The organism is Paenarthrobacter sp. RAF54_2 (assembly GCF_052113945.1).
Lineage (GTDB): Bacteria > Actinomycetota > Actinomycetes > Actinomycetales > Micrococcaceae > Arthrobacter.
On sequence record NZ_JBFRDV010000011.1, the window covers coordinates 130,443 to 155,506 of the forward strand.

27 protein-coding genes and 1 tRNA gene are annotated in these 25,064 nt (G+C 61.8%); 20 read left to right on the forward strand and 8 right to left on the reverse strand.

Annotated elements, in window-relative coordinates; all coding sequences use genetic code 11:
* Positions 1 to 3 precede the first annotated feature (3 nt).
* The 11 genes from AB4Y87_RS13055 (at position 4) to AB4Y87_RS13105 (ending at position 9,257) form a co-directional block, all read left to right on the forward strand.
* Positions 4 to 831, forward strand: coding sequence for a hypothetical protein (locus AB4Y87_RS13055; RefSeq protein WP_442004761.1), 828 nt, complete (start codon positions 4 to 6; stop codon positions 829 to 831).
* Positions 832 to 840: 9 nt separating this feature from the next.
* Complete coding sequence (locus AB4Y87_RS13060; RefSeq protein ID WP_442004762.1) at positions 841 to 1,671, forward strand: MBL fold metallo-hydrolase; 831 nt, start codon at positions 841 to 843, stop codon at positions 1,669 to 1,671.
* Positions 1,672 to 1,699: 28 nt separating this feature from the next.
* Positions 1,700 to 3,295, forward strand: coding sequence for an ABC transporter substrate-binding protein (locus AB4Y87_RS13065; RefSeq protein WP_442004763.1), 1,596 nt, complete (start codon positions 1,700 to 1,702; stop codon positions 3,293 to 3,295).
* Positions 3,296 to 3,374: 79 nt separating this feature from the next.
* Positions 3,375 to 4,052, forward strand: a complete 678-nt coding sequence (locus tag AB4Y87_RS13070; RefSeq protein WP_442004764.1) for a cysteine hydrolase family protein — start codon at positions 3,375 to 3,377, stop codon at positions 4,050 to 4,052.
* A gap of 34 nt (positions 4,053 to 4,086) precedes the next feature.
* Positions 4,087 to 4,851, forward strand: a complete 765-nt coding sequence (locus AB4Y87_RS13075) for an MBL fold metallo-hydrolase (RefSeq protein WP_442004765.1) — start codon at positions 4,087 to 4,089, stop codon at positions 4,849 to 4,851.
* Positions 4,848 to 5,672, forward strand: a complete 825-nt coding sequence (locus AB4Y87_RS13080) for an MBL fold metallo-hydrolase (RefSeq protein ID WP_442004766.1) — start codon at positions 4,848 to 4,850, stop codon at positions 5,670 to 5,672. The genes AB4Y87_RS13075 and AB4Y87_RS13080 overlap by 4 nt, the downstream gene beginning before the upstream one ends.
* A gap of 38 nt (positions 5,673 to 5,710) precedes the next feature.
* On the forward strand, positions 5,711 to 6,643 hold the full coding sequence (locus AB4Y87_RS13085; RefSeq protein WP_442004767.1) for a polysaccharide deacetylase family protein: 933 nt from the start codon (positions 5,711 to 5,713) through the stop codon (positions 6,641 to 6,643).
* Complete coding sequence (locus AB4Y87_RS13090) at positions 6,643 to 7,068, forward strand: cupin domain-containing protein (protein ID WP_442004799.1); 426 nt, start codon at positions 6,643 to 6,645, stop codon at positions 7,066 to 7,068. Before AB4Y87_RS13085 ends, AB4Y87_RS13090 begins: the two co-directional genes overlap by 1 nt.
* Positions 7,069 to 7,081: 13 nt before the next feature.
* Positions 7,082 to 7,804 (forward strand): aldolase/citrate lyase family protein, encoded by a 723-nt coding sequence (locus AB4Y87_RS13095; RefSeq protein WP_442004768.1) that lies wholly within the window; start codon positions 7,082 to 7,084, stop codon positions 7,802 to 7,804.
* 113 nt (positions 7,805 to 7,917) lie between these two features.
* Positions 7,918 to 8,535, forward strand: a complete 618-nt coding sequence (locus tag AB4Y87_RS13100) for a cupin domain-containing protein (RefSeq protein WP_224094454.1) — start codon at positions 7,918 to 7,920, stop codon at positions 8,533 to 8,535.
* Positions 8,536 to 8,537: 2 nt separating this feature from the next.
* Positions 8,538 to 9,257 (forward strand): maleate cis-trans isomerase family protein, encoded by a 720-nt coding sequence (locus tag AB4Y87_RS13105; protein ID WP_442004769.1) that lies wholly within the window; start codon positions 8,538 to 8,540, stop codon positions 9,255 to 9,257.
* Between the two features lie 44 nt (positions 9,258 to 9,301).
* Here AB4Y87_RS13105 and AB4Y87_RS13110 read toward each other — a convergent pair whose 3' ends face one another.
* Entirely contained in the window at positions 9,302 to 10,231 is a 930-nt protein-coding gene (locus tag AB4Y87_RS13110; protein ID WP_442004770.1) for a polysaccharide deacetylase family protein, read from the reverse strand.
* A 91-nt stretch (positions 10,232 to 10,322) separates the two neighbouring features.
* Here AB4Y87_RS13110 and AB4Y87_RS13115 point away from each other — a divergent pair, with 91 nt between their 5' ends.
* The 3 genes from AB4Y87_RS13115 to AB4Y87_RS13125 are packed head-to-tail and all read left to right on the forward strand — an operon-like array spanning position 10,323 to position 13,311.
* Positions 10,323 to 11,696, forward strand: a complete 1,374-nt coding sequence (locus AB4Y87_RS13115) for an amidohydrolase family protein (RefSeq protein WP_442004771.1) — start codon at positions 10,323 to 10,325, stop codon at positions 11,694 to 11,696.
* Positions 11,693 to 11,908, forward strand: a complete 216-nt coding sequence (locus tag AB4Y87_RS13120) for a hypothetical protein (protein ID WP_442004772.1) — start codon at positions 11,693 to 11,695, stop codon at positions 11,906 to 11,908. Before AB4Y87_RS13115 ends, AB4Y87_RS13120 begins: the two co-directional genes overlap by 4 nt.
* Positions 11,905 to 13,311, forward strand: a complete 1,407-nt coding sequence (locus AB4Y87_RS13125; RefSeq protein ID WP_442004773.1) for an amidase — start codon at positions 11,905 to 11,907, stop codon at positions 13,309 to 13,311. Before AB4Y87_RS13120 ends, AB4Y87_RS13125 begins: the two co-directional genes overlap by 4 nt.
* Before the next feature lie 184 nt (positions 13,312 to 13,495).
* Here the strand turns inward: AB4Y87_RS13125 and AB4Y87_RS13130 are convergent.
* Positions 13,496 to 13,568: transfer RNA gene (locus tag AB4Y87_RS13130), tRNA-Thr, on the reverse strand.
* 217 nt (positions 13,569 to 13,785) lie between these two features.
* On the opposite strand from AB4Y87_RS13130, the gene AB4Y87_RS13135 reads away from it, so the two are divergent.
* The gene (locus AB4Y87_RS13135; RefSeq protein ID WP_442004774.1) at positions 13,786 to 14,517 is read left to right on the forward strand and encodes an HAD family hydrolase; all 732 of its coding nucleotides are present in this window, start codon (positions 13,786 to 13,788) and stop codon (positions 14,515 to 14,517) included.
* 25 nt (positions 14,518 to 14,542) lie between these two features.
* Here the strand turns inward: AB4Y87_RS13135 and AB4Y87_RS13140 are convergent, their stop codons facing one another.
* From AB4Y87_RS13140 to tmk, 3 genes are read right to left on the reverse strand one after another with little or no spacing between them, the layout of a single operon-like run.
* Entirely contained in the window at positions 14,543 to 16,150 is a 1,608-nt protein-coding gene (locus AB4Y87_RS13140; RefSeq protein WP_442004775.1) for an alpha/beta hydrolase, read from the reverse strand.
* An 8-nt stretch (positions 16,151 to 16,158) separates the two neighbouring features.
* On the reverse strand, positions 16,159 to 17,310 hold the full coding sequence (locus AB4Y87_RS13145; RefSeq protein WP_442004776.1) for a DNA polymerase III subunit delta': 1,152 nt from the start codon (positions 17,308 to 17,310) through the stop codon (positions 16,159 to 16,161).
* Positions 17,307 to 17,981: a dTMP kinase gene (tmk, locus tag AB4Y87_RS13150; RefSeq protein WP_442004777.1), complete on the reverse strand. Its 675-nt coding sequence runs from the start codon at positions 17,979 to 17,981 to the stop codon at positions 17,307 to 17,309. The genes AB4Y87_RS13145 and tmk overlap by 4 nt, the downstream gene beginning before the upstream one ends.
* A 74-nt stretch (positions 17,982 to 18,055) precedes the next feature.
* On the opposite strand from tmk, the gene AB4Y87_RS13155 reads away from it, so the two are divergent.
* Together AB4Y87_RS13155 and AB4Y87_RS13160 are read left to right on the forward strand one after the other, a co-directional pair.
* Positions 18,056 to 19,240: a trans-sulfuration enzyme family protein gene (locus AB4Y87_RS13155; RefSeq protein ID WP_442004778.1), complete on the forward strand. Its 1,185-nt coding sequence runs from the start codon at positions 18,056 to 18,058 to the stop codon at positions 19,238 to 19,240.
* A 10-nt stretch (positions 19,241 to 19,250) separates the two neighbouring features.
* Positions 19,251 to 19,592 (forward strand): DUF2516 family protein, encoded by a 342-nt coding sequence (locus AB4Y87_RS13160; RefSeq protein WP_216921243.1) that lies wholly within the window; start codon positions 19,251 to 19,253, stop codon positions 19,590 to 19,592.
* Here the strand turns inward: AB4Y87_RS13160 and AB4Y87_RS13165 are convergent.
* Positions 19,577 to 20,416 carry a class I SAM-dependent methyltransferase gene (locus AB4Y87_RS13165; RefSeq protein WP_442004779.1) on the reverse strand — a complete coding sequence of 280 codons (840 nt, stop codon included), beginning with the start codon at positions 20,414 to 20,416 and terminating at the stop codon, positions 19,577 to 19,579. The genes AB4Y87_RS13160 and AB4Y87_RS13165 overlap by 16 nt on opposite strands.
* A 132-nt stretch (positions 20,417 to 20,548) precedes the next feature.
* Here AB4Y87_RS13165 and AB4Y87_RS13170 point away from each other — a divergent pair, with 132 nt between their 5' ends.
* A complete protein-coding gene (locus AB4Y87_RS13170) occupies positions 20,549 to 21,295 on the forward strand; it encodes a phosphoglyceromutase (protein WP_431118414.1) in 747 nt (248 codons plus the stop codon).
* 69 nt (positions 21,296 to 21,364) lie between these two features.
* Here the strand turns inward: AB4Y87_RS13170 and phoU are convergent, their stop codons facing one another.
* Positions 21,365 to 22,036, reverse strand: a complete 672-nt coding sequence (gene phoU / locus AB4Y87_RS13175; protein WP_442004780.1) for a phosphate signaling complex protein PhoU — start codon at positions 22,034 to 22,036, stop codon at positions 21,365 to 21,367.
* Between the two features lie 199 nt (positions 22,037 to 22,235).
* On the opposite strand from phoU, the gene AB4Y87_RS13180 reads away from it, so the two are divergent.
* Together AB4Y87_RS13180 and AB4Y87_RS13185 are read left to right on the forward strand one after the other, a co-directional pair.
* Positions 22,236 to 23,474 carry a sensor histidine kinase gene (locus AB4Y87_RS13180; RefSeq protein ID WP_442004800.1) on the forward strand — a complete coding sequence of 413 codons (1,239 nt, stop codon included), beginning with the start codon at positions 22,236 to 22,238 and terminating at the stop codon, positions 23,472 to 23,474.
* Between the two features lie 94 nt (positions 23,475 to 23,568).
* Positions 23,569 to 24,249 carry a response regulator transcription factor gene (locus AB4Y87_RS13185; RefSeq protein WP_216921232.1) on the forward strand — a complete coding sequence of 227 codons (681 nt, stop codon included), beginning with the start codon at positions 23,569 to 23,571 and terminating at the stop codon, positions 24,247 to 24,249.
* A 105-nt stretch (positions 24,250 to 24,354) separates the two neighbouring features.
* Here AB4Y87_RS13185 and AB4Y87_RS13190 read toward each other — a convergent pair whose 3' ends face one another.
* On the reverse strand, positions 24,355 to 24,912 hold the full coding sequence (locus tag AB4Y87_RS13190) for a hypothetical protein (RefSeq protein WP_442004801.1): 558 nt from the start codon (positions 24,910 to 24,912) through the stop codon (positions 24,355 to 24,357).
* Between the last annotated feature and the right edge of the window lie 152 nt (positions 24,913 to 25,064).

Below are 25,064 nucleotides of genomic sequence, written 5' to 3' on the forward strand. Positions count from 1 at the left end.
GATATGTTCACTTCATTGCATACAGACAAGTTGACGGTCCTCGGCGGAAACATCCCGCTCGACGGCCGCGTGAGCTGGGTTCCAGAAGGTGCAACAGGCTTCCAGCCGTCGAACGCTTACCTCCTGACCGAAGGAACTTCCCGCCTTCTGGTTGATTCAGGTTTGGCTGTCCACAGCGAAGAGATCCTCGAGGACCTGGCGGAGCTTATTGGTGAAGGCGGGGGAGTATCCATCTTCTTCACCCGGAGCGAGATGGATTGTGTGTCCAACCTCGAACCGATCGCCGGGCGGTTCGACATCGAGCGGCTCTTCACTGGCGGGGTAATCAACCCCTTCGATGCCTTCGATGACCTGAGCCGGATGGCACTTCGAGGCAGGCGCCACCAGATCGACGCACACAGGACCGAAGAGGGTGACTCCCTTGCCCGGGCTGCCGAGATCGAGATAGCGCCCGGTCGCGTGCTCCAAGTGGAATCGCCCCTGCTGCGCCTCCTTCCCACATTCTGGGGCTGGGACGAGGAGACAGGCACGCTGTTCACCTCGGATACCTTCACGCACGGTGTTATGGATCGGCCCGACGGGCAGCGCATCATCGACTCCACCGTGGAGGACACCACCACGGTGGAACAGGTGGCCGGACACTTGTATGCGAAGTACGAGTGGATCCCGCGCTCCACATGCGAACCCCTGAGGGAATGGCTGCAGGAAAAGTTCCAAACCTTGGACCCCGAGATCATTGCCCCTTCCCGCGGTTGCGTTCTCAAGGGCCGCGACGTGGTGCGGCGGCATTTGGATTTCATGCTCGACGCCCTCACCCCGCAGTTGGTTTAGGAGAGAATCATGGAAGAACAACTCGTAGAAACGATGAGCAGCGACCTCCCACGCAGCGTCGCGAAGGGCGTCACGTGGATGAGTTCCTGCCTCCCGTTCCACTTGGCCGACCGCGTAATCCACGGCCATAACTCCACCTACTTGGTCCAGGGAGAACACTCGTCCATCCTGGTCGATACTGGCAACCCGTCCAGCTGGCCGATCATTTCAAGCACTCTGGACGAGCTGCTGGATGGACGCGAGCTGACGTACGTTTTCCCCACGCACCCTGAGCTTCCCCACACCGGAAACCTGCCCAGGCTGGTGGAGAAGTATCCGAACATCCAGGTGGTGGGCGACACCCGCGACTACCACTTGTTCTACCCGCAGATCGTTCCGAATCTCCACGCAAAGGTGCCTGGCGACAAAGTGGATCTGGGTGGGCAGGAGTTTGTGGTTGTGGAGGCCCTCATCCGGGACCTGCCCAACACGCAATGGGGATTTGCCCCTGGAGCAGGCGTGCTCTTCACTGCGGACGGCTTCTGTTACATGCACCGTCCCGAACTCGACGACGAAGACCCAGTACACCTCCCCGGCGAATGCGGTTTGACCACCGGCGAACTGCAGGTTCCCATCGCCGTCGAGAACGCCGCCTTCTTCACCGGAAGCGCCCTTTATTGGGCGCGCTTCGCAAACGACGCAGACGCAGTTTACGATCGCGTTCTTCATCTTATTGATGAACTCGGCGTCACCTCCGTGGCCCCCACCCACGGCAACTTCATCAGCAACATCCGCGACGTGGAGCCCATCATTCGGGCGGGCCACAAGCGGGCATACCGCTACGAGACTGCACAGTCGTAGCTTCCCCCCAATAAACGGAGCCACCTTCATGAAAAGTCTGCGTTTGCTCACCGGAGGCGCTGCAATTGCCCTCACCACATCCCTTGTTGCCTGCGGAGGTCCAGCCCCGCAAACTGCAGCTACCAAATCCATAGAAAACGTTGTTGTTGCCRTGGGCGCCCTGCCTGACAGCCTGACGCCGGCGCCTTGGGGAGGCAGCGCCTCGCACGTAGTGCTCAGTGGACTCGGCTCGCAACTCCTCGAATACAAGATGGGAACAAGCGACGGCAAGTCGTGCCCCGCGCCGTCCACAGAAGTATCGGGTCGCCTGGCCGAAAGCGCCAAACCAAGCCCTGATGGAACGGGCGTGATTGTCACCCTTCGCAAGCTGACGAGTCAGTTTGGAAACACCCTGTCGGCCGAGGACGTCCGATGGAGTTTCGACATCGGCATGAAGCGTCAGCCGGTTATGAAGGGGACGCTGAAGAGCAGCGGCTTCAATGTTGACAACCTGGTCAAGGTGATCGACGAGCACACTTTCCAGCTGAACACCACCGGACTTACCTCTTACACAGAAGAATCATTGCAAAACAACCTCTTCTACATCCACGACAGCACGGAGGCAAAGAAGCATGCCACGGCGGATGACCCCACGGCCAACGCCTGGCTTTCGAAGAACCTCGCCGACTACAGCGGCTGGAAGCTGGAAGAATTTACTCCCGGTGCATCCCTGACCGTGACGGCGGATCCTCAGTGGGAGGGCACTCGCGGCACCGTGAAGCGTGTATCCGTCAAGGCTGTCCAGAGCACCGCTACCCGCAGCCAGCTGGTCGAAACCGGCGAAGTACAGGTAGCCAATGGCTTTGAATACGACCAGTACAAGTCACTGGAGAAGTCTCCGGGCGTGACTGTCATGAACTGCCCCAGCCAGACCCGCGACACTATGATGATCAACACCAAGACCGGTCCACTTGCCGATCCCAAGGTTCGGCACGCAGTCTCCATGGCTATCGACCGCGAAGCACTGATTAAGGGTGCCTACGCAGGCTTCGGTGAACCCGCAAAATCGATCTTCCCCAATGTTGACGAGTCTGCGATCTACAAGTTCAACAAGGACGAAGCCAAGAAACTGCTCAGTGAGGCAGGATACGGCAATGGCTTCCCGATGACCCTTAGCTACAGCGTTACGCGTCCTGGGCCTGTAGCTGCCAAGTCCGCGGTCCTGATCCAGTCCATGCTCAAGGAAGTCGGCATCGACGTCCAGTTGCAGAATGTAGCCAGCTCCACCGACTTCTCGACGGCGCTCATCGACGGCCGTTACCAGGCAGTGCTGTACTCGGAGCCGATCGTCATTGCCGATCCCGCCTTCTACAGCTACGCGTTCTACGGCAGTGCCGCCCCCAGCAACAGCACCGGGTGGTCCAACCCTGAATTCGATAAGGCACGCAGCGAACTCGCAGCCACTCCGGACCAGGAAACGGAGAAGCGCGATGGCCTCCTGAAGAAGATGGCCGGGCTGGTGGATGAGGGTGCAGCCATTCTGTCGCTCGTCGAGACCAGGGGAGTGCTGGTCACGAGGGAAGGTCTCACAGGCGCGGTTCCACTGACCAATGGCCAAATCTACTTCAATTCCCTGGGCCGCTAGGCCGCCAGTAGTTACGTGTGGTGCCGGTCGGTCGCCGTCGAAACCCGGCCGGCATCACCTTACAGAAGAAGGACTTCCGATGATTGAAATTTGCGGAAAGCAGGTCCGCGACACCCTGCAGGAGTTACTGGATCCAGCCACTACGGCCCTTGTGGTTATCGATATGCAGGAAGGGGCTGTCTACGCCGGCGGTGCCATTGGCGATTCCGGCCACGACCTGAGCATGATGCCTTCCGTGGCCAAGCGCTGCGGCAGGGCAATTGAGTCGGCCCGGAAGAACGGTGTTCCGATCTTCCACATCCGGGTCGAAAACCTTCCCGACGGCGCCAGCTCGCCTCCAGCGTGGCTGCGGGCTTTGTACACGGCTGCCAACGGGCGGCCGATCGATCTTGGCAGGCTCAGCCTCAAGGGCGATCCGGCTACGGAGTTTTGCGCCGAATGTATGCCCGAAGAGGGCGAAGTCATCATCACAAAGCGCCGCCCAAGCGCATTTGTAGGCACGGAATTGGCCCTCCTTCTCCGGAGCCAGGGCATTGAATCGGTCGCTCTGGTGGGTGTCTCCACAGGCGGTTGCGTCGAGGCTACCCTGCGGGACGCGGTTCACAACGATTTCTACGCAGTCCTGATCGAGGACGCTGTGGGCGCGTACGACACCGTGGTCCACGACGCTGCGCTGACTGTCATGAGGGCCCGCCACGATGTCTGCACACTGGACCAGGCCATTGAGGTTTGGGACTCGGCCGGCGCCGGCTCCTGATTCGACTGACGAGAATCATGGAGAGGAGAAGCCGTTGAATCCAGGCACAGCCCAGCGTGCGGTGGCCACCGACGCGCACCGCCTCATTGGAGACCGAGTTCACCGTTTGGGAGCAAACATCGTCCTGGACGAAAACGTGAGTTGGTGTCCGCCCGGGACCCGGACCATCCAGCCCGTGAATTGCTACCTCATTAAGGGAGACAACGGCTCAGTGCTGGTGGATACGGGTATCCGGCTACATGAAGCTGAAATCATCCAGCAGTTGGACTCACTCCTGGAACAGGGCGAACGGCTGGCTGTGGTGCTGACACGAACAGAAATGGAATGTTGCCTGAACCTTCCGGCCATCGAAGCACGGTTCAACGTCGAATCGGTCTGGTACACGGGCGGAATTACGGTGCCGAGGATGAGTGCGTCACCGCAGCGCATCATGGTCAATCCTGGAACCTCGCGTGAGGTGGAGGTTATCGATGGCCTGACGTTGGAGTTCGTGTCGCCGTTGATGCGGCTGCTGCCGACGCTTTGGATCTTCGATCCAGTCTCCAAGGTGCTCCTGACCTCGGACGGTTTCACCCATCGTTACCCGGGCAGCTCGACTGCTGAGGCGGGGCTGCAGAAATTCCAATGGTTTGCCCAGGCGGATACGAGGGACATTGCAGGGGACGTTGAAGAAGTAATCCTTCGGCGACAGGTTGCGGCCATCGGCCCCGGGTACGGGGAGCCGATCGTCGGCGCAGGCGAATCTGCCTCCGAGGCCGGCGCCCTGGCCGAGGCGATCAGGAAGGTGGGTCTTCAGTGAGTGCCGACGTTCCGGGCGCGGAGCCAACCAAGGGCCGCGTGATCGCAGAAGGGGTGTATTGGCTGGGCGGATGCCTGTCCGCCAGCGCCGAGGGACAGGAAGTCCACTACCACGTTTCGTCTTATCTGGTGATGGGCTCCGAAGCATCCATCCTGGTGGACACGGGAGATCCCGCGCATCGGGATACCGTCCTGGCCGAACTGGAGAATGCGCTTGGAAGCAGATCACTGGACTACGTCTTCCCAACGCATCCGGAAATCCCGCATGCTGGCAATCTTCCGGTTCTGTTGGAACGTTATCCGTCGGCTGTCGTCGTTGGGGACGTTCGTGATTATGCACTTCATTTCCCCGAGTATGCAGACCGTCTGACGGCCAAGCATGCTGGGGAGTCGGTCGCCCTCGGGGACAGGGAGTTCCACTTCCTTCCGGCCTACATTCGTGACCTGGAGAACACTCTCTGGGGTTACGACTCCGGTGCGGGGATCATGTTCGTTTCCGATGGCTTTTCCTACATCCACGACATACCAGGACCGGATGAGGACGATGAACCCGTGCATCTGCCCGGGCAGTGCCGTTTGCTCTCCACCGAAATGCCCGAACCGCCGTCCGTGGAACAGGCGGCGTATGGTACGGGCCGTGCCCTCTACTGGACCAAGTTCGTTGATGTGGGCACGGCGTTCCGAAGCATCGAGGAAGCCCTGGAGGACTACCCAACCAGCTTGATAGGGCCTGCCCACGGAAACGTCATTGACGACGTCCAGGGCATGCTCACGACATCGCTGGCTGCCCATCGCAAGGTTTACGAAGGGCGGAGGCTCTAAATGAACCCCCGTCACTATGATCAGCAAGGAGAGAGTCAATGCGGGACCTGATTGGATATGGGGAGAACCCCCCGATTGTCACTTGGCCTCATGGCGCCAAGGTTGCCGTCTCCTTGGTGCTGAACTACGAGGAAGGCGCTGAAAGTTCCATCGAAGCCGGCGATGAGCGGGACGAGGACGTTTCGATCTTTGGCGGGTGGTCCTCTGATCCCTCGCGGCGCAGCCTTATGAAGGAGTCCTTCTTCGAATACGGCAGCCGCGTCGGCATTTGGCGGTACCTGGGAATGTTGCGGGAGTACCACGTACCAGCAACTGTCATGGCTTGCGGAGCTGCCCTGGAACGGAACCCGGACGCGGCGCTGGCTATTGTCCGGGACGGTCATGAGATCTGTGCCCACGGCTACAAGTGGCGCGGAACCGTGGGAATGGAGCCGGATGAAGAGCGGCGCGAAATACGGAAGTCCTTGGCCGCCGTCGAGGCTGTGTCCGGAGTACGGCCGGTGGGCTGGTATGTCCGTGAGGGCATCACCGAGAACACGCGGACCATCCTGGCGGAGGAAGGCGTCCTTTACGATTCCAATTCCTACGCAGACGACCTTCCCTACTATGTGAAGGCCGGCACCCACAATCACTTGGTGGTGCCATATTCGGGTGACACGAACGATGCCCGCTTCTGGGGAAACGGGAGCCTGGGGACCGCGGAGGACTTCTTCAACGTGCTGAAGGACTCTCTGGACTGCCTGCTGATTGAGGGCGAAACCGTGCCCAAGATGATGTCCGTAGGGCTGCACTTGAGGATCGGCGGCCGGCCCAGCGTCGCCCACGGGGTGCGCCGTTTTCTGGAGTACGCCCTTTCCAAAGAGGGAGTGTGGTTCGCCACCCGCGAGGAGATCGCACGCTGGTGGATGGAGCACCCGCCTGTTGAGGCCAACGCCAGTTCGGCCGAGGCTGCTTTCGAGGGGGCGGCGTGATGGGAACAGGAGACGGGCAAACAGCCACGGTCAACATCGATCGCCTGGTGCACAACGTCCACGAGCAAGGCTTTACTGCCCTGGACAAGATAGGACTCAACGGTCAGCGCGACCAAGGCCTGGTCAGCACGCTCATTTCCCGGGACCTCAGTGGTTCTGATGATTTGTGCGTCAGCTGGGGTCGGATCCTTCCCGGTCAGCACCATCTATGCCACCATCACCCGGACGCGTCAGAGTTCTACGTTGTCCTTAGCGGAACCCCGATCGTCCATCTTGGCGACACCACGTACCGGGCAAAACCGGGCGATGGCATTTACATCCCACGCGGAACTACGCACGGACTTACCAACGATGGCTCCGAAAACGTGGAACTCGTTGTTGGCGTGAGCAAGCCTGCTGACTGGCAATTCGTCCCGGATGAGTGAGGAGGATCCACACGTGACCCAGGAACAGTCTTCGATCCTTAAACGCAGCGTTGGCATCATTACCGCCGATCCCACTCCCACTTTGCTGGCCCTCCTGGCGCACGCCGACGTGGACTTCCTGGTCCTCGATGCTGAACAGACAGGGATTTCCGTCGGGCAGTGCCGCGATGTAGTGCAGCGCCTGGCTGGCTCCGGGGTGCACGTGGCAGTGCGGGTACCGGATTTGGAACCGAACACCCTGGTGGCTTTCGCCAACACCGGTGTAGCCGAGATCGTCCTTCCGCAGGTCCGGACGGTGGACCAACTCGAACAGGCCTACGAGGCCACGAGGTATGCGCCCCTGGGATCGCGCCCCCACCAAGTAACACCCGCTTCGTCATTTGGCATGGACTATTCTTCTTCTCCGTTGCTCACCGTCTTGTTCGAGACAGCGGAAGCTGTGGAACGCGTCAAGGAGTTCGTTGACAGTGACGCGTTTGGCGGAGGCTGGGTGGGCCCGACTGACCTGGGGGCGGACCTCCGTCGACAGGGAGAAGAGCGCCCTGAAGCCTTGCAGGAAGCCATCCAGCATGTGGTGGACATTGTTGCAGGGGCCGGTTACAGCATCGGAGTTCCGGCGCCGGCAATGGCCGCAGCGGCGACTGTTTTTCGCCGTGGCGCTGACCGTTGTGCCGTCTATTGGGAGAAAGAGGTTGCTTCCATGTTGACCGGTTACGCCGGGTTGCGGGCGGCGTGAGCAACTTTGCCAGGGCCGCTGGGGCCGTTGAATCCAGTGTCTTTAAAAAGGCATCCAAGCCAAATCATCTTCGATATACTGACGCAAAACCGAGGACTAATGAAGGAGTCGTCGTGGACGGTACGGACACAGCACAAGGCGAAGTAACCGAGTCCCTGGAACGCGACTTCTGGATTGCCCATCTTGGGGCCATGATCAAGCAGCAGCGACTCGGCCGCTTCACGGTGGAGGAGCTTGCTGAACGCGCAGGTGTCAGCGCGGGGCTCATCAGTCAGATCGAGCGCGGAATCGGCAATCCTTCCTTTGCGACGCTTCTTCGTTTGGCGAACTCGCTGGACCTTCCGCTGGCAAGCATGTTCATGGACCCCAATGAGGGCCAGGACCACATGCTGGTACGCCGGGCGGACAGGCGGCGAATCGAAATTCCTTCCCAGGGCATCATCATGGAGCTGATCGTTCCGGATTCAGAGCGAAAGCTGGGTGTCATCAGCATGACCATTCCGGCCAACTTCGAGGGCGCACACGTTCCGCATTCCCACGAGGGCGAGGAGTGTGTCATTCTGCAAGCAGGCACCCTGGTGGCGACCATCGGGGGCCAGGATTTTGTCCTTGAAGCGGGCGATAGCCTCACGTACGACGCTTCCTTGCCACACTGGTGGAGCAACCAAACGAATTCGGCCGCAGTCATGCTCGCGATATCCACACCACCCTCGCTCGGCAAAGCGCACTGATCGTGGGCGTTCCTGGCCCGGCGACCAGGCTTGGCATCCTGGTCCCATCGAGCAATTCGAATGCAGAAACGCTCACAGCCTCGATCGTTGCGGAACAGCCCGACCTTGGAGTGCACTACACACGCTTCCGTCTGCCTCCAAGTCTTGATGATCCAGTTGATCTGGGCGTCCTTGGAGAGGCTCCTTCCTTGTTGAACGACGCCGAACTGCAAGGCGTTGCTTTCCACGGCACTTCCGGCTCCTGGACGGGTATCGCCGGCGATCAGGATCTATGTGCCGGGCTCAAGTCCATGTGCGGGGCGCCGGCCACCACAGCCTCCTTGGCCGTCGTCGAGGCCCTTGCTGCATTGCAGGCAACACGCATCGGCCTCGTTTTTCCGGGGCCCGGAGGTATCGCGTCGCTGATTCAGGAGGAGTATGCCGCGCACGGCATTGACGTTAAGGGTATTTCGGTTCCGGAAGTTGTGATGACCAACCCGGAAATAGCCAGGCTTGACCAGTCCGGAGTGGTGGGCCTGATGAGGCCCGCCTTCACTCGGGACGTGGATGCCGTGGTGTGTATTGGAACCAACCTTCGCTCGGGATACTACGTGTCCGGTCTCGAGCAGGAGTTCGGCATTCCCGTGGTGGACAGTGCTATCGCCACCATATGGCATCTGCTCCGCGTCGCCGGAGTCGCCCGCCCGATCCCGGGATGGGGAGCGCTGCTGGCTTTGGAGTAGAAGCGGCCTCGAAGCCAGCTTCGCGGTTCGCCAGTTAGGTGACCCTACGACGTCGGAGGTCCGCCCGCCGTCGTCTGCTCCGCCGTCGTAACGCGCAGCCAGGCATTGACGATGTCCTGCCGGGTCGCGAACCAGACATCTTTCTGCTGTGCATAGGTTATGAATCGCTCAAGCGCCACTGCATACGCCGGCCGTCCGATGAGCCGCGGGTGGAGGCCCACGCTCATCACGGAGGGGCCGCCGCGGGGGTCTTCGAGCAGCATGTCCAAGGCAGCGATCAGGTGGTTGCCGAACGCAGTCGCGGTGGGAAATTGCTTGATCAGCCCCGAATCGTTGGTGTCGCCTGCGTATGGCAGCACGGGAAGACGCGGGTTTCCTTGACCGCTGCCCCAGTGCGGCAGGTCGTCGTTGAAACTGTTCGATTCGTAGGTGAACCCGGTAGTGGCGAGCACCTGGCGCGTCCCCGGCTTGAGTCCATCACGCGAGTACCAGCTCGTGGGAGCCTGGCCTGTGCTGGCCTCTATCGCATTCCTGGAGGCAACGATCATGCGCTGCTCTGCTTCGTCGTCGAGGTCTGTGTGCGTGTCCCACTGGTGCCCGTGATCTGCGATCTCATGTCCGTCGCGGACCAATGCGGCAGCGATTGGAGGGTTGAGCTGCAAGGCTGCGGCACAGCAGAATGCAGTGGCGTGGACGCTATGCTTCCGCAGGATCCTTAGTAAGCGCCAGATCCCAGCCCTGGAGCCGTATTCGAACGCCGATTCCAAGGTGATGTTCCGTTCCGCTGATGCCTGGGCGGGAATCCAATGTGCCGCAAGATCATTGGCCTTGTCGCCGCGGGCGATGCTGCGCTCAGCACCCTCTTCAACATTGATCACCAAGGAAACCGCCACCTTGGCATTGCCCGGCCAGCGGAATTGTGGCGGAGTTTCGCCATATCCGATGAAATCCCGCTGCGTGGGCATCTGTGCCATTGGCTTCTCCGTTCGGGGGTTCCGGCGCCGCAGCCTTACGGCTATAGTGAAGCAAACTTCGATATGATGAAACTAGTCGAGAGGGGCGCAAATGTCTACGCTCATTCGCGGGGGCACGGTCATTACGGCCTCCGGCGAGACAGTCATCGACGGCGGAGCAGTAGTCATCCGTGATGGCCGGATTGCAGATGTGCTCCGCCGCTGGGATGCAGGACAAGCATTTGACGGCGATGTCATCGACGCGGCCGGCTGCGTCGTCATGCCAGGTCTCATCAATATCCACACCCACGGAGTGACGCCCGGCCCGCTGTTCCCGAGCGCGGCAGCGGCACTGCCCGCCGAGCGATGGATGGCGAATCTCGACAGGCACCTTCTAGCCGGAACCACCACTGTCCTTAGCCTGTGTGGTTTCGCTTCGATGGACGATGTCCGCGAAGCCGACAAGCGACATGCCGTGCACGTTCGCGGAGCGACGACGCATTTGCCACATTGCTTGCAGGCCGCTGAATTGGCGGACGGGAAGGGTCTTACCGCGGAGGTAGGGGACCTCACCGTTGAGGGGATGCTCGACGACGGTGCTATCGCCATCGGGGAGCTGGGCGGTGGCCAAACGTTGGGTGGGGGAGGGCAGGACCTTGTCTATATCCCGGCGGCTATCCAAAAATCCTCCGGTATTCGAGTCAATATCGACCAAGCCCGCCGCATCAAGGAAGCAGTCCTGGGCAGGTTTATCGACATCCGTGCCTTCGATCCGGCCGCGCTGGCCGAGGCCGCCAAGGATGCAGGACTGGCGGATGCCTTCACAGCTACCCAATTGGCCAAGCTCGTCAGGGACACGGTGATGCCATCATTTGTCCCCGCAATAGAAGGGATCCGGGAGGGCGTCCGTGCGGCGTCGAAGTTCGGCGTTCCGGCCATCGTCCACAGTGCATCGGCGACCGCCAGCGTCTTAAGGGAACTAATGCCCGAGCTTGAAGGAACCGGAGCCACGCTCATCGCTGCGCACGCGAACCACCCTTCCCACACGCCGGCCGAGGCCCACGAACTGGCTGTCCTGGGCAACAAAATGGGTTGGCCTGCCGAGGCTTCCGTCTTTGATCTCCTGCACCGCAGGCGAACGGTTAAGACGCGTGAGCACTGGGACTTGCTGCTCAAGGAACCCGGGCTGATCTCAGTCATCGGGACCGATTATGGACACGACGGCGATCATGACGAGCTGATTTCTGCCGTCCAGGACATCGCGGCGCGTGGACATCGTTCCTTGGCTGGTGCCGTTGCCATGGCAACCTCTGCCGTGGCTGATCTCGTCCCGGGCATCGCACCCGGCAGTGGGCGGCTCGAGGCAGGGAGAGCCGGGGATGTAGTTGTCGCTAGCGCCGAGGATTTCCGCGATGTGCGTGTTGTCCTGGCGGACGGCGTCTGCGTGGTTCGGGATGGACAACTTACCCCGGAGGCCCACCGATGAGCCGGCCAGTCAACGAGGCGCTCCCGCTAAGCAGTCACCATCTGGCCATCCTCCGTGATCTGGTTGGATCTTCGATTGCCCAGCAGGACCTTCCAGCGCTGGAGAGCGCGTACCGCGACTTCCGGACCGGGATGGAATCCCTGAAGGCTGCCTTTGAACAGCAAATTCTTCTGGAAAAGGAGAGTGGCGTGAAACGGGAGGCTAATCCTTGACCGAAGCATGGGAGCTGGGCATCGCGGAGGCAGCAGTCCTCATCCGGCGCCGTCATGTGTCAGCAGTTGAACTGCTCGACTCTGTTGTGGACCGGGCCCGGGCCACAGAGCAGTATGCCCAAGCCTGGGCGCATATAGACGAACGCGGCGCGCGTGAAGCTGCCCGCGTCGCAGATGACCTGGCCGTCGGAGGTCAATTCGCTGGCAGCCTTCACGGGATCCCCCTTGGAGTGAAGGACGTCATCGACGTCCGGGGGATGCCGACGGAGGCCGGCTCCGAAAGCCTCCGCGGGAATATCGCTCTGGACGACGCTGGAGTGGTACGCCGACTCCGTGGCAACGGTGCCGTGATCCTCGGAAAGCTTCAAACACACGAGTTCGCTTTTGGACAAGGAACTCCACTGTCGCGAAACCCTTGGGGTCCTGACCGGTATGCAGGCGGCTCATCGGTTGGATCGGGCGTTGCCGTGGCTGTGGGATCAATTCCCGGAGCGCTGGGAACCGACACCGGTGGCTCCGTCCGAAACCCGGCTGCCGTCAATGGTCTGGTAGGGCTGAAGCCAAGCAACGGCGTCGTGTCTTCCTCCGGCATCCTTCACGTAAGCCACACCATGGATCAAGTGGGACCTATTGCCCGGAGCGTCGAGGACTGCGCGGCGCTGCTGGACGGCATGGTGGAGCCACACGGGATGGCCCTGCTCGGGGGACCTGTATCAGCGCAAATCCGTGAAGCTACTGTTCCGGTCAGGCTTGGGGTTGATCGCAGAATGTGGTCGGAGTGGGGAGTTACGGCGGAAGTCAGGGAAACTGTGGAAGGAGCCCTGTGCGTACTCAGGGACCTTAAATTCGAGGTCGTGGAACTTCCGCTTCCCGAGCTTGACCTTGCCCTGCATGCCAGCGTCGCAATCTCCTTATCCGAAGCTGCCCAACATCACCGTGCCAGGCTGGAAAGCGCGGCGGAACGATACTTGCCTGCCACCCGCATCATGATCGAAACAGGTGCACTGGCTTCGGAGGAGGACATTCATCTCGCGTGGCAGGTAAGGGAGCACCTCCGGTCGTTTTTGCCGCGGGCCATGGCACGGGCCGGGGTGCAGGCAGTGGTGTCACCTACGCTTCCGGCGATCGCCCCCTTGGCCCAGGCGATGTCCTCTGAACTCACAGGCTCTCCAGAAGAGGGTTCCCTATCGGCAGCCCTTCGCATGCTTTCAGCTGCAAACCTGACCGGTATGCCGGGGGTCAGTGTTCCCTGTGGCTTCGCCAACGGGCAGCCCGTTGGCCTGCACATTCTGGGACCGGAATACACCGATGCCACAGTGCTCGCGATCGCCCAGGCCTATGAGCGCGCCACCCAATGGAAGGGGTTTGTCCCGGTCCACTCGCTGCCACAAACCGTTGCGTAGGCATCTGACAGTCGGAGTGCGCTTGGCTGATGAGACGCAAATTCCCTGAGGACCCGGAAACGGACTGAGGACGCTTGGATTTTGGGGGCGCCGGCCCGTTGGTGTGGCGCGCACGAATACGGGTGTCGCCAGCGAAAATAACGAGAACCCCCGGAAATCCGTGATTTTCGGGGGTTCTCTACCGAGCTTCCTATCAGAATCGAACTGATGACCTTTTCATTACGAGTGAAACGCTCTACCGACTGAGCTAAGGAAGCACCGCGTTCATCACCGGTTTCCCGGGCGATCACGCAAGACATAACTGTAATAGAGGCACCGCGCCCGGGTCAAAACGAGGGCGGTGGCGGCCGTTGCGGGGATGTTCACCTGCACGTCGGGCCGGGTTCAGGCGGCCTTCTCTCCGCCGCCGGAGGCTGGGAAATCAACGATGGCCGGTTACATCCAGCCACGCAAACCAGCCGAAGGAGCCGCTCTATGACCGGGGATGCAATGACCAGGGACACCAACAACACTCCCACCCGGCTGAGGCTGGCCGTGGTGGACATGGTGGGGACAACCATTACTGACGAGGGGCGCACGGAGCGGGCCCTGTCCCGTGCCTTGGCCGAGCACGGCGTAGAACCCGGCAGCAGCCGCTTCGAGAGCATGCTCGGTTACGCACGCGACACCATGGGCTTTTCGAAAATGGCCGTCTTCGGGGACCTTTTTGGCGACCCCACAGTGGCCGAGAGCGCAAACAAGGTCTTCGAGAAGGCTTACGACGAGTTGATTGAAGATGGTGGTATCCGCGCGATTCCAGGCGCGGAGGACGCCATTATCTGGATGCGGGAGTCCGGCATGCAGGTTTGCCTCGCCACGGGCTTTGGCCGCCACACGCAGAACATGGTCCTCGAATCCCTGGGTTGGATGGGCTTGGCTGATCTCAGCTTGTGCCCGGCAGATGCCGGACGTGGCCGGCCCTACCCGGACATGATCCTGACGGCGTTGCTGGCCTTGGACCTGGACGATGTTCGTGAGGTGGCCGTGATCGGAGACACCAGCTCGGACATGCTCTCTGGGGTTCGCTCAGGCGCGTCGCTGATTGCCGGCGTCCTCACAGGCTCCCACTCGGAGGCGACGCTCCGCGCAGCGGGGGCCACCGTCGTCGTGGATTCCATCAAGCAGCTCCCGCTCCTGCTGGAGAAACGCGAAGCCAGGCACCTCTAACGGCACGGCTTAGGTCAACGCGGACCTAGCACTGGAGCCCGTCCTGCGGCAGCTTGCCGTCAACAAAGTAATCGTCGACGGCGGTGCTGACGCAGGAGTTCGAGCGACCGTAGGCTGTGTGGCCCTCGCCTTCCCACGTGACCAGCGCGGCGTTTTCAAGCTGTTTGCGCAGGGACTGTGCCCACTCGAGGGGAGTGGCCGGGTCTCCAGTGGTGCCGATAACGACGATAGGGGCGGAGCCCTTGTAGTCCACCGGGGCAGGTGTGCGGGTGTTCTTGTACGGCCAGTCCTTGCAGGTGACCCCGCCGTAGGCGAAGAATGCGCCGAAAGTTGGAGATTCCTGCTTGAGCCGGGCTTCCTCGGCCCTCATCCCCGCGGTGTCAGTGACCATCGGGTAGTCGAGGCAGTTGATGGCCTGGAACGCGAATGCGGAGTTTGAACTGTACGTACCGTTGGCCTCGCGGTCCGCGCCGAGATCGGCGATGCGCATCATCTGCGAGACGTCACCGGAGAAGGCACTGTCCAGGGCCTGGGTTAATGCTGGCCAGCTTTGGTTGTCGTAGAGCGGGAGGAAGAGCCCGTTGACAAACTCCGTCCCGGTCACCAGCCTCCCGTCCTTGGCTGTTTGGGGGTTCTGGTCCACTGCGTTGATGAGATCCCTGATTTCCTGGACCCCGTTGTCAACGGACCCACTGAGGGGGCAGTCCTTTTGACCAAGGCAGTCGTCAACGTACGTGCGGAGGGCCTTTTCAAACGCTTTTGCCTGCCCCGCAGTCAGTTCCTCATTGCTGATGGACGGATCAACGGCGCCGTCCAATACCAGGTGCCCGACGTTCTCTGGGAACAGCGACGCGTACGTGGAGCCGAGGAAAGTGCCGTAGGAATAGCCAAGGTAATTGAGCTTGGCATCGTTGACAACGGCACGCAGGACGTCCAGGTCCTTGGCAGCACTGACGGTATCAATGTGCTCCAGCACGGGTCCGGTCTTCTCTACGCACTTCTCAGCCAGGGACTTGTTGAAGGCCAAAGCGGCGGCCAGGCCCTCGTCAGTGTCCTCCCGGAATACTTTCGCACGGGCGGCATCGCGTTCTGCATCTGACAGGCACGTGACCGGAGCAGACCGCTTGACGCCGCGGGGGTCGAAGCCCACCATGTCGAAGTTGCCGCGGAGCTTTTCAGTGAAGTGGGTGTTTCCCGCGTCCTTGACGAAATCGACACCCGAGCCGCCCGGGCCTCCGGGATTGACCAGGATGGAGCCCTTCTTGGTGCCAGTGCTGGGCAATTTGATGGCGGACAGCGTGATCTCGGCGGAGTCCGGATTGCCGTAATCCAAGGGAACCTTGACCTCAGCACACTGGAAACCGTCCTCACACGAGCTCCATTTCACCGACTGTGAGTAGTACTTTTCGAGGCCTTTAGGCGCGGACGCTGCAATGGACGGGTCGACGGTGCTGGTGCTCGGCTTCGCAGTTGGTGTTGGAAGGAACGGCAAGGAGCAGGCACTGAGCACCAGCACGGAAGCAAGGGCCAAACAGAGGGCCGCGAAACCCCGCCGGCCACCCCCGGCCGCAGCAGGCTGGACAGACCGGTCCCGTGAGGGGGTACCGGCGGGCCGGCGAGGTGCGGACTTCATGGATTCTCCTATTGCTGGATGAGGCTCGTCGCCATGGACTCGACCGCCAACAGCGGCGCAACGTTGGTGGTGGTAATGCGGACACGGGCCTTGTTGATCGCGTCCATCCGGGCGAGGGTCGCTTCCGGGGTGGAGCGGGCGGCGTATTCTTCAAGATCGCTCTTGAGCTCAACGTTGACCAGCTCTACCGCGTTCCCCAATTGGATGATCAGGACGTCCCGGTAGAAGGACAACAGATCTGTCAGCGTGCGGTCCAGCGAGTCCGTGATGGAGCGCTTGGCACGGCGCTTTTGGTCGTCCTCAAGCTGCCTCACCTGGCTCCGCATGGACGGTGGCAGTGTGCCCGACTCCGGGGCACCAAGGCTTGCCAGGAGCGCGATTTTTTCGGCGGCGTCGCGCTCATCATTGGAGCTGTTGGCTTCATCGGTGGCGATTTTGACGAGCTTCTCCGCCATCATCACCGCTGCCGTAACCCCGCGGAGTCCGAGCGGGATGCGAACCGTTTCGAGGCGGCGTTCGCGGGCGTCCGCATCCCGGGCCAGGCGGCGGGCGATCCCGATGTGGCTTTGCGCGGCACGCGCTGCCCGGTCCGCGAGTTCGGGATCAATGCCGTCGCGCCTCACCAGCAGTGCGGCGACGTCGGAGGCTGGCGGAAGGCGCAGACTGACGGGACGGCAGCGCGAACGGATGGTGACCAATACGTCCGCGGGCGATGGTGCGCACAGCATCCAGATGGTACGCGGAGTCGGTTCCTCGATGGCCTTCAACAGGACGTTGGTGGTTCGTTCCGCCATGCGGTCCGCGTCCTCAACGATGATGATCCGCCAACGGCCAGTGGCGGGGCGGTCACCAGCCTTTGAAACAAGTTCGCGGGCCTCGTCAATGGTGATGGTGACCTTTTCGGTCCGCACGAACGTGACATCAGAATGGGTCTCGCCGAGGATCGTGTGGCATGCGGCGCACTCGCCGCAGCCCCGCAAAGTGATGTCGTCCTGCTCGCAGTTCAGCGCGGCGGCGAAAGCCTTGGCGGCATTGGAACGGCCCGATCCCGGAGGGCCGGTAAAGAGCCAGGCGTGAGTGAGGCCGGATTCGCCCTGCGCTGCCTGCTTCAGTTGGGCAACGACCGGTGCCTGGCCTTGGAGGTCGTCCCAGACGCTCACAGATGGTTCCCTGAAACCCGCTCGCCCAGCCCGCGCTCAGCCAGCAAGGCCTCCACCCGTTCAAGGATCTGCGCGGCCAGCGAGGCAATGTCGGACTTGGCCGGCAGCACCAGGTAACCCGAGGGAGCAGCGGCTGCGAGGTCGAGGAAGGCATGGCGGATGGTGGCATGGAACGCGTCGGGTTCGGATTCCAAACGATCCTCAGCAGCCGCGCCGGCGGTGCGGCGTTCGCGGCCGTCGGAGGGCTCGACGTCGAGCAGTACAGTCAGGTCCGGATGCAGGCCTTCCGTGGCCCATTCGTTAAGGGACAACACACCCTCTGCTCCAAGCCCACGGCCAGCACCTTGATAGGCAACAGACGAATCAATGTAGCGGTCCGTGATGACCACCCGCCCTGCTGCAAGCGCCGGGCGGATCACCTGGCTGGCGTGCGCTGCCCGGGCCGCCGCGAACATCAGGGCCTCGGTGCGGGCGTCGATGGTGCCGTGGCCATGGTCCAGGACAAGGGAGCGCAGCTTTTCACCAATGGGAGTCCCGCCGGGTTCACGGGTGCGCACCACGGACAGGCCCCGTGATTCGAGGGCGTCGCAGAGCCGGGCAGCCTGGGTGGACTTGCCGGCTCCATCTCCGCCTTCGAACGCGATGAAAAGACCGGGGCTCTGAATACTCACTTGTCTAGCCTACCGATCAGGGGCAAACCGTAACGGCTTTCATCCACAGGCTCGCCCACGACTACCCTGAAACCATGAGCCTTTCCGATCAGCGCGCTGCCGATTTGTCCCCGGAAACCGTTGTGGTGGCTGCGGGCCGCCCCGAGCGTAAACACGATGAGCCGGTCAATCCGCCCATCGTCCTGTCCTCCACATACTTTGGAACTGGTTCTCTGGGTGACGGCGATCGCGGCTATGGTCGCTACGCCAACCCCACCTGGGACCCGTTCGAGGACGCCCTGGGCAAGCTGGAAGGCGCTGCGCTGCCCGGCTTGCTGTATGCATCCGGGCTTGCTGCCGTCAGCTCGGCCCTCTCCTTGGTACCTGCCGGTGGCGTTGTTGTCATGCCATCACACAGTTACTCGGGCTCGTTGGTCATGGCGACCGAACTCGCGGAGAAGGGCTTCCTGGACCTCCGGATTGTGGACATTACGGACACGGACGCAGTGAAGGCCTTGATCAGCCCGGCAGATGGCAAAGCCGCGGACCTGCTCTGGCTGGAAAGTCCCACCAACCCCATGCTCGGAATTGCCGATGTCCGGACGCTCACCGACGCCGCCCATGCTGTAGGCGCGATCGTAGTCACGGACAATACTTTCTCCACGCCGTTGGTGCAGCAGCCGCTGAGCCTGGGCTCCGACGTCGTGCTTCACTCGGTGACCAAATACCTGGCGGGCCATTCCGACGTCGTCCTGGGCGCCTTGGTGACCTCCAACCCGGAACTGCGGGCCACGCTCCTTCACCACCGCATCATCCACGGCGGCATCGCCGGCCCCTTCGAAGCGTGGCTGGCGCTGCGGGGACTACGCACCCTCGCGTTGCGGATCGAGCGTTCGCAGGCGTCTGCGGCAGTGCTGGCCGAGCGCCTCAGCACCCATCCGAGGGTCGAGTCCATCCGTTATCCGGGCCTCACGACGGATCCGGGGCATGAGCGCGCCAAGGACCAGATGAAGGGCTTCGGTTCCATCCTCTGCATCCAAATCGCCGGAGACGATGCGCGCACTGGCGCCGAAGCTGCCGACGACTTGGTCCGTGCGCTTCAGCTCTGGCTCCCGGCGACATCCTTGGGCGGGGTTGAGTCGCTGATCGAACGTCGACGCCGGCACGCAGCTGAGCCGGTCAGTGTCCCGGAGAACCTGGTCCGTTTGAGCGTCGGGATCGAGAACGTGGAAGATCTCTGGTCCGACCTTGAGCAAGCACTGAAGTCGTTGGACAGTTAGGCTAAGGGGCGTGGACGGAAAATTCTTGATCGCGATTGTCACCAACGCGGTCTACTTCATCCTTGGCTTGGTGGCCGTTGTCCTTGAACTGTGGGCTTTTGTGGATTGCCTGCGCCACCGGCCGACGCTGTTCGTGGCCGCATCCAAGCGCACCAAGACGTTCTGGTTGGCCCTTACCGGCGTTGCCTTTGCCATCGGCGCGCTGACCCTCTTGAGCGGTGGAAGCGGCCTCGGCCTGTTCGGCATCGCCGCGGTGACGGCTTCCTGTGTGTACCTTGCGGACGTCCGTCCAGCAGTCCGGGAAGCAGGCAGCGGCGGCAACCGCAACGTCGGTCCTTACGGCCCCTGGTAAACAGCCTTCGGCGCAACCGCGTCCCAGTCCACCGTAACTTCACCCAGGCGCCACCGCGACGGACCATCCTGAAGCGGCCATCCGGCGTCGCGCAGTAAGCGGCACATTCCTGTCCAGCGCTGCCGATTGCCGAACGATGCCAGCGGCGCCGCTTCCAGCCAGGCCTTGTCCATGGCCTGCAGGAATGTATGGATGGGTTCGCCAGGTACATTACGGTGGATAAGGGCCTTAGGCAGCCTCTCGGCCACTTCCGACGGCAGCTCGAAATTGYCAAACCGCACTGAGAAACTGAGGCTCCGGGGCCGTTCCCGATCCAAGGCCACCCACGTAACGCACCGGCCGATTTCATCGCAGGTGCCATCAATGAACAGGCCGCCCTGAGCCAAGCGGGATTGAACCAGCCGCCAGATCCCGGCCACGTCGGCTTCCTCATACTGACGGAGCACGTTGAAGGCCCGCACAACTATGGGGTCACCGGGAACCGGCAGTTCGAAACCACCCACGTGGAAGCTGAGCCCGGGACGTTCCAGCGCCTTAGCGGTTCGCACCCTGTCAGGCTCGATCTCGATTCCGCAGACGCGCACATCGGCACGAACGGCCTGAAGACGCTCAAAAAGTTCGACGGCGGTGGCTGGCGAAGCGCCATAGCCCAGGTCCACAACCAAAGGGTCGACGGCGGCGCGGAGCCGCCACGCCTGCGGACCGGCGAGCCACCTATCCAGGCGGCGCATACGGTTGGGATTGGTGGTGCCGCGGGTGACGTTGCCAACAGGCTTCCCACTTCGACTTCGGGAAGTACTGACCCGTTCCGCTTTTTGCACCACGGTCCCCACTTTATCCTGCAACGCGGAGTCACTTATGGCCCGTTCGGAGCCGTCTAATGGGCCATAAGTGACCTCGCGTTGAGAAACGTAACGCCCGGCAAGGCACGGGACCCCTCGGCTAGGATGAAAACCATGACTTACAAGCTGATTCTGCTGCGCCACGGCCACAGCGACTGGAACGCCAAGAACCTGTTCACCGGCTGGGTGGACGTAGACCTGAACGACCAAGGCCGCGAAGAAGCAGTGCGCGGTGGGGAACTCCTGGTTGAGAACAACATCCTCCCGGACATCCTGTACACCTCGCTCCTGAAGCGGGCCATCAACACTGCCAACATGGCACTGGACAAGGCCGACCGCGGCTGGATCCCCGTCAAGCGCGACTGGCGACTCAACGAGCGCCACTACGGTGCGCTGCAGGGCAAGGACAAGGCCCAGACCCTCGCCGAGTTCGGCGAAGAGCAGTTCATGGAATGGCGCCGCAGCTACGACACCCCGCCGCCGCCCCTGTCCGACGACAGCGAATTCTCGCAGGCACACGACGTCCGCTACAAGGACCTCGGTGACGCCCTTCCGCGCACCGAATGCCTCAAGGACGTCCTTGTCCGCCTCCTCCCGTACTGGGAATCGGACATCAAGGAAGACCTCAAGGCTGGCAAGACTGTCCTGGTCACCGCGCACGGCAACTCCCTGCGCGCCCTGGTCAAGCACCTTGATGGCATCAGCGATGACGCCATTGCAGGACTGAACATCCCCACGGGCATCCCGCTGGTCTACGAACTGGACGAGGACTTCCAGCCGATCAACCCGGGCGGCACGTACCTGGACCCCGAGGCAGCAGCAGATGCGATTCTGGCTGTAGCCAACCAGGGCAAGAAATAGGTTCTCCGCTACTGCCGCGGCGGCTGCTCGGTCGTTCCTCCCTTGGACGCAGCTCGCCCGCGGCACCAGCTACGAAGCGGTTTTAATCGACGACGGCGGCCCGTGCCATTCGCCCGTGACGAGGTACGTGACCTTGCGGGCAACGGAGACGCCGTGGTCGGCGAAGCGCTCGAAGTAGCGGCTGGCCAGGGCCACATCCACGGTGGTGGAAGCAGTCTCGTTCCAGTCCGGGGAGGCGATTGCCTTGAAGACGCTGAGGTGGAGGTCATCCACGGCGATGTTGATCTTGAGGATGTCCCGGGCCACCTCAAGATTGCGGGTCTGGAGGAGTTCGATGACCTTGGCCGTGATGTCGATGTCGTGCTGGGCCATCGCTTTGAAGGTCTGGGTCAGCGACGCCGGGATGACGGTGGCGGGGTAGCGGAGGCGGGCCAGCTGCGCTACGTGTCGGGCGAGGTCACCCATCCGCTCCAGCGATGCGCTCATGCGGAGCGAACCAACAATCATGCGGAGGTCGCTGGCAACGGGACCCTGCAATGCCAGGATGTCGATGGCACGTTCGTCGAGGCTGTTCTGCAGGAAGTCGATGCGTGCGTCTGCAGCGATGACGTCCTGGGCAAGATCGACGTCGGCGCCTTCGAAGGCCGTAGTGGCCTTCGTGATTGCTTCGTGAACCAGTTTGGAAATCTCGACGAGGTCGTCACCGACCTGGGTGAGCTCCTCCTGAAAAACCTTGCGCACTAAGGCGTCCTTTCCTTGGAAATCCTGTCCCATGGTGGGGCGCGGATTTCAAATACCATTGGCAGTCCAACCAGTAACTGTGTCAGGAGCCAGTGAACGGTTGCGCACCTTTAGATGAACGTTAGTTGAACCGCCCCCGTTTGGCACCGGATCAACACTTTGGCGAGATTCAAGAGCATAAGCTGGACACGTGGATCCGTTGCTTATAGGTGTCGTTGCAGGCTTGGTTGGCCTGTCGCTGGGCGTCTTTGGCATGCTCGCTTTCAGGATCAGCGAGCGGCAACGCAGGATCGTGGACCTGGATGTTACCGAGCCCCTGCTTCCGGAAGGTGCAGCGGAGGTGCTTGCCGTCGTCGGCCGCGCGTTTGTGGTGGTCGATGCAATCGATGGCGTGGTCCGCGCGAGTCCCGCAGCGTACGCCTACGGCCTGGTCCGCGGCCACACCGTGGTTCACAAGCAGCTCCTGGACATGACCGCAAAGGTCCGCCGCGATGGCGTGATCCTGGAGCAGCAGTACGAACTTCCCCGCGGACCGCTCGGCAAGGGCACCATCGTGGTTCAGGTCCGGGCAGCCATGCTCGGTTGGGAGTACATCGTGCTCCTGGCCGACGACCGCACCGAGATCACCCGCACGGAGGAGATCCGCAACGACTTCGTGGCCAACGTTTCCCATGAACTCAAGACACCGGTTGGCGCCATATCGCTCCTGGCCGAGGCATTGGAAGCCTCGCCTGATGACGAGGAAGCGGTACGCCGCTTCGCCAAACGCATGCATAAGGAATCCGGACGCCTCGCAGCGCTGGTCCAGGACATCATTGAGCTTTCCCGGCTTCAGGGCGCAAATGTTGCCCAGCAAGGCCACACGGTGGACATCAACACTGTGATTACCGAGGCAGTGGACCGCTCGCAGCTCCCGGCCGAGAGCAAGAATATCCAGATCCTGGTGGGTGGCCATTCAGATTCCCTGGTGTTCGGTGACAGGGACCTGCTGGTCACCGCCCTGCGCAACCTGATCGACAACGCCATCCGCTACTCGCCGGAGAACACCCGGGTGGGTGTTGGAGTCCGGACGCGGGAGGGCGTCGTGGCTATTTCAGTCACGGACCAGGGCGAGGGCCTCACCCCGGAGGACCAGGAACGCGTCTTCGAACGCTTCTACCGGGTGGACGCTGCACGCTCCCGGCATACCGGCGGCACCGGCCTGGGCCTCAGCATCGTTAAGCATGTTGTGTCCAACCATGGTGGCGAGGTCACCGTGTGGTCCCAGCCTGGTCAAGGCTCAACGTTCACCATCCGGTTGCCCGAGATGGAAGGCCAGGACGACGACGCCGGCCTCCCGACTCATGCTGCGTCCACTGCTGAGTCCCCGGAGCTACCAGCGGGGGGTGCCGCCGTCGAAACCCACCACGCGACTCAGCAACCGCATCACGCGAATTAACCGCATCACGCGAATTAACCGCATCACGCGAATCAACCGCATTACGGGAATCAATAAGGGGCGCCGGCGGCGCCCAAGAGCAAGGAGCCAGCGCTTGAGCAGGATTTTGATAGTGGAGGACGAAGAGTCCTTCAGCGACCCCCTGTCCTACCTTTTGGGCAAAGAGGGTTTCGACGTCGAGGTAGTGGATAACGGCACCGACGCCTTGGTGGAATTCGACCGGAATGGGGCCGACCTCGTCCTGCTGGATCTCCAGCTGCCTGGAACGCCGGGCACGGAGGTGTGCCGTCAACTGCGCCAGCGTTCCAGCGTGCCGGTGATCATGCTGACCGCCAAGGACTCGGAGATCGACAAAGTGGTTGGCCTGGAGCTGGGTGCAGACGATTACGTCACCAAGCCGTACTCCTCACGCGAACTCGTAGCGCGGGTGCGTGCAGTGCTCCGCAGGCAGGGTGAACCCGAAGAGCTGATCACCTCCACCGTGCAGGCCGGACCCGTCCGCATGGATATTGAGCGCCACGTGGTGAGCGTAAACGGCGAGCAAGTATCACTGCCGTTGAAGGAATTTGAACTCCTTGAAATGCTGCTCCGCAATTCCGGGCGTGTGCTCACCCGGGGCCAGCTGATCGACCGCGTGTGGGGTTCAGACTACGTAGGCGATACCAAGACCCTTGATGTCCACGTAAAGCGCCTGCGCAGCAAGATTGAGCCGGATCCGTCCGTTCCGAGGTACCTGGTGACGGTGCGTGGACTGGGCTACAAGTTCGAGCCGTAAAGCTAAGTCAGTCGGCATTTAGCCAGCAGACTGTCAAGACAACAACAAGGAAGGGTTCCGCCGAAGCGGAACCCTTCCTTGTTGTCTTTGCTTGTAGCCAGCCTGCTAGTGGCCGGCAGCTGCAGATTCGGTGGCGGTCGGCGTTGCAGTCGACGTTGCCGTGGAAGTCGAAGACGGAGTTGCCGAGGCGCTCGAGGAGGGCAAGTATTCCTTGTACTCAGGGAGCGTGCCATCAACGACGGGAACGTTGATTTTTGCGGTGTCCGAACCGCTGCGAATGGTTACCGGGCTCAGTCCACCGGGCTTGGTGCCCGCGGAGCTAAGGACCGCGGCGTCGGATTCGCTATTCAGGTACGTCTCCGAGTTGGCCTTGACGGGAATCTCCGTCTGGGCCCCATTTGCACCACTGATGGTCAGGGTTGCATCCGAGTTGGACTTGTTGAACACTGCGCCGATCACGCGGCCGGGCTGGTTCTCGCCGGAGGCGACGATCAGCATGTTGCGCAACTGCAGCTGGCCGAGATCTGCTCTGATCCCGTCCGATGCTGAGTACTGGTGGGAAGTCTGCTGGGCGTTGACGAAGCCGCAGCCGGTAACGGACAGAAGACCGACGCCGATTGCAGCCGCCGCAATTGCCAGCTTGCCGCGCTGGACAGGGTTCATCGCAGTAATGCGCACGACACCTACTCCTCAAGAGTCATTGGAACACTTTTCAGCCATAGCCTATCGGCAAAGCGGCCGAAATAAGGATTCGAGAAGGCATTGTGGCGAACGCGACCGGGAAGATCCGACGCGCAGCTTGCTTCCGTGAAGCA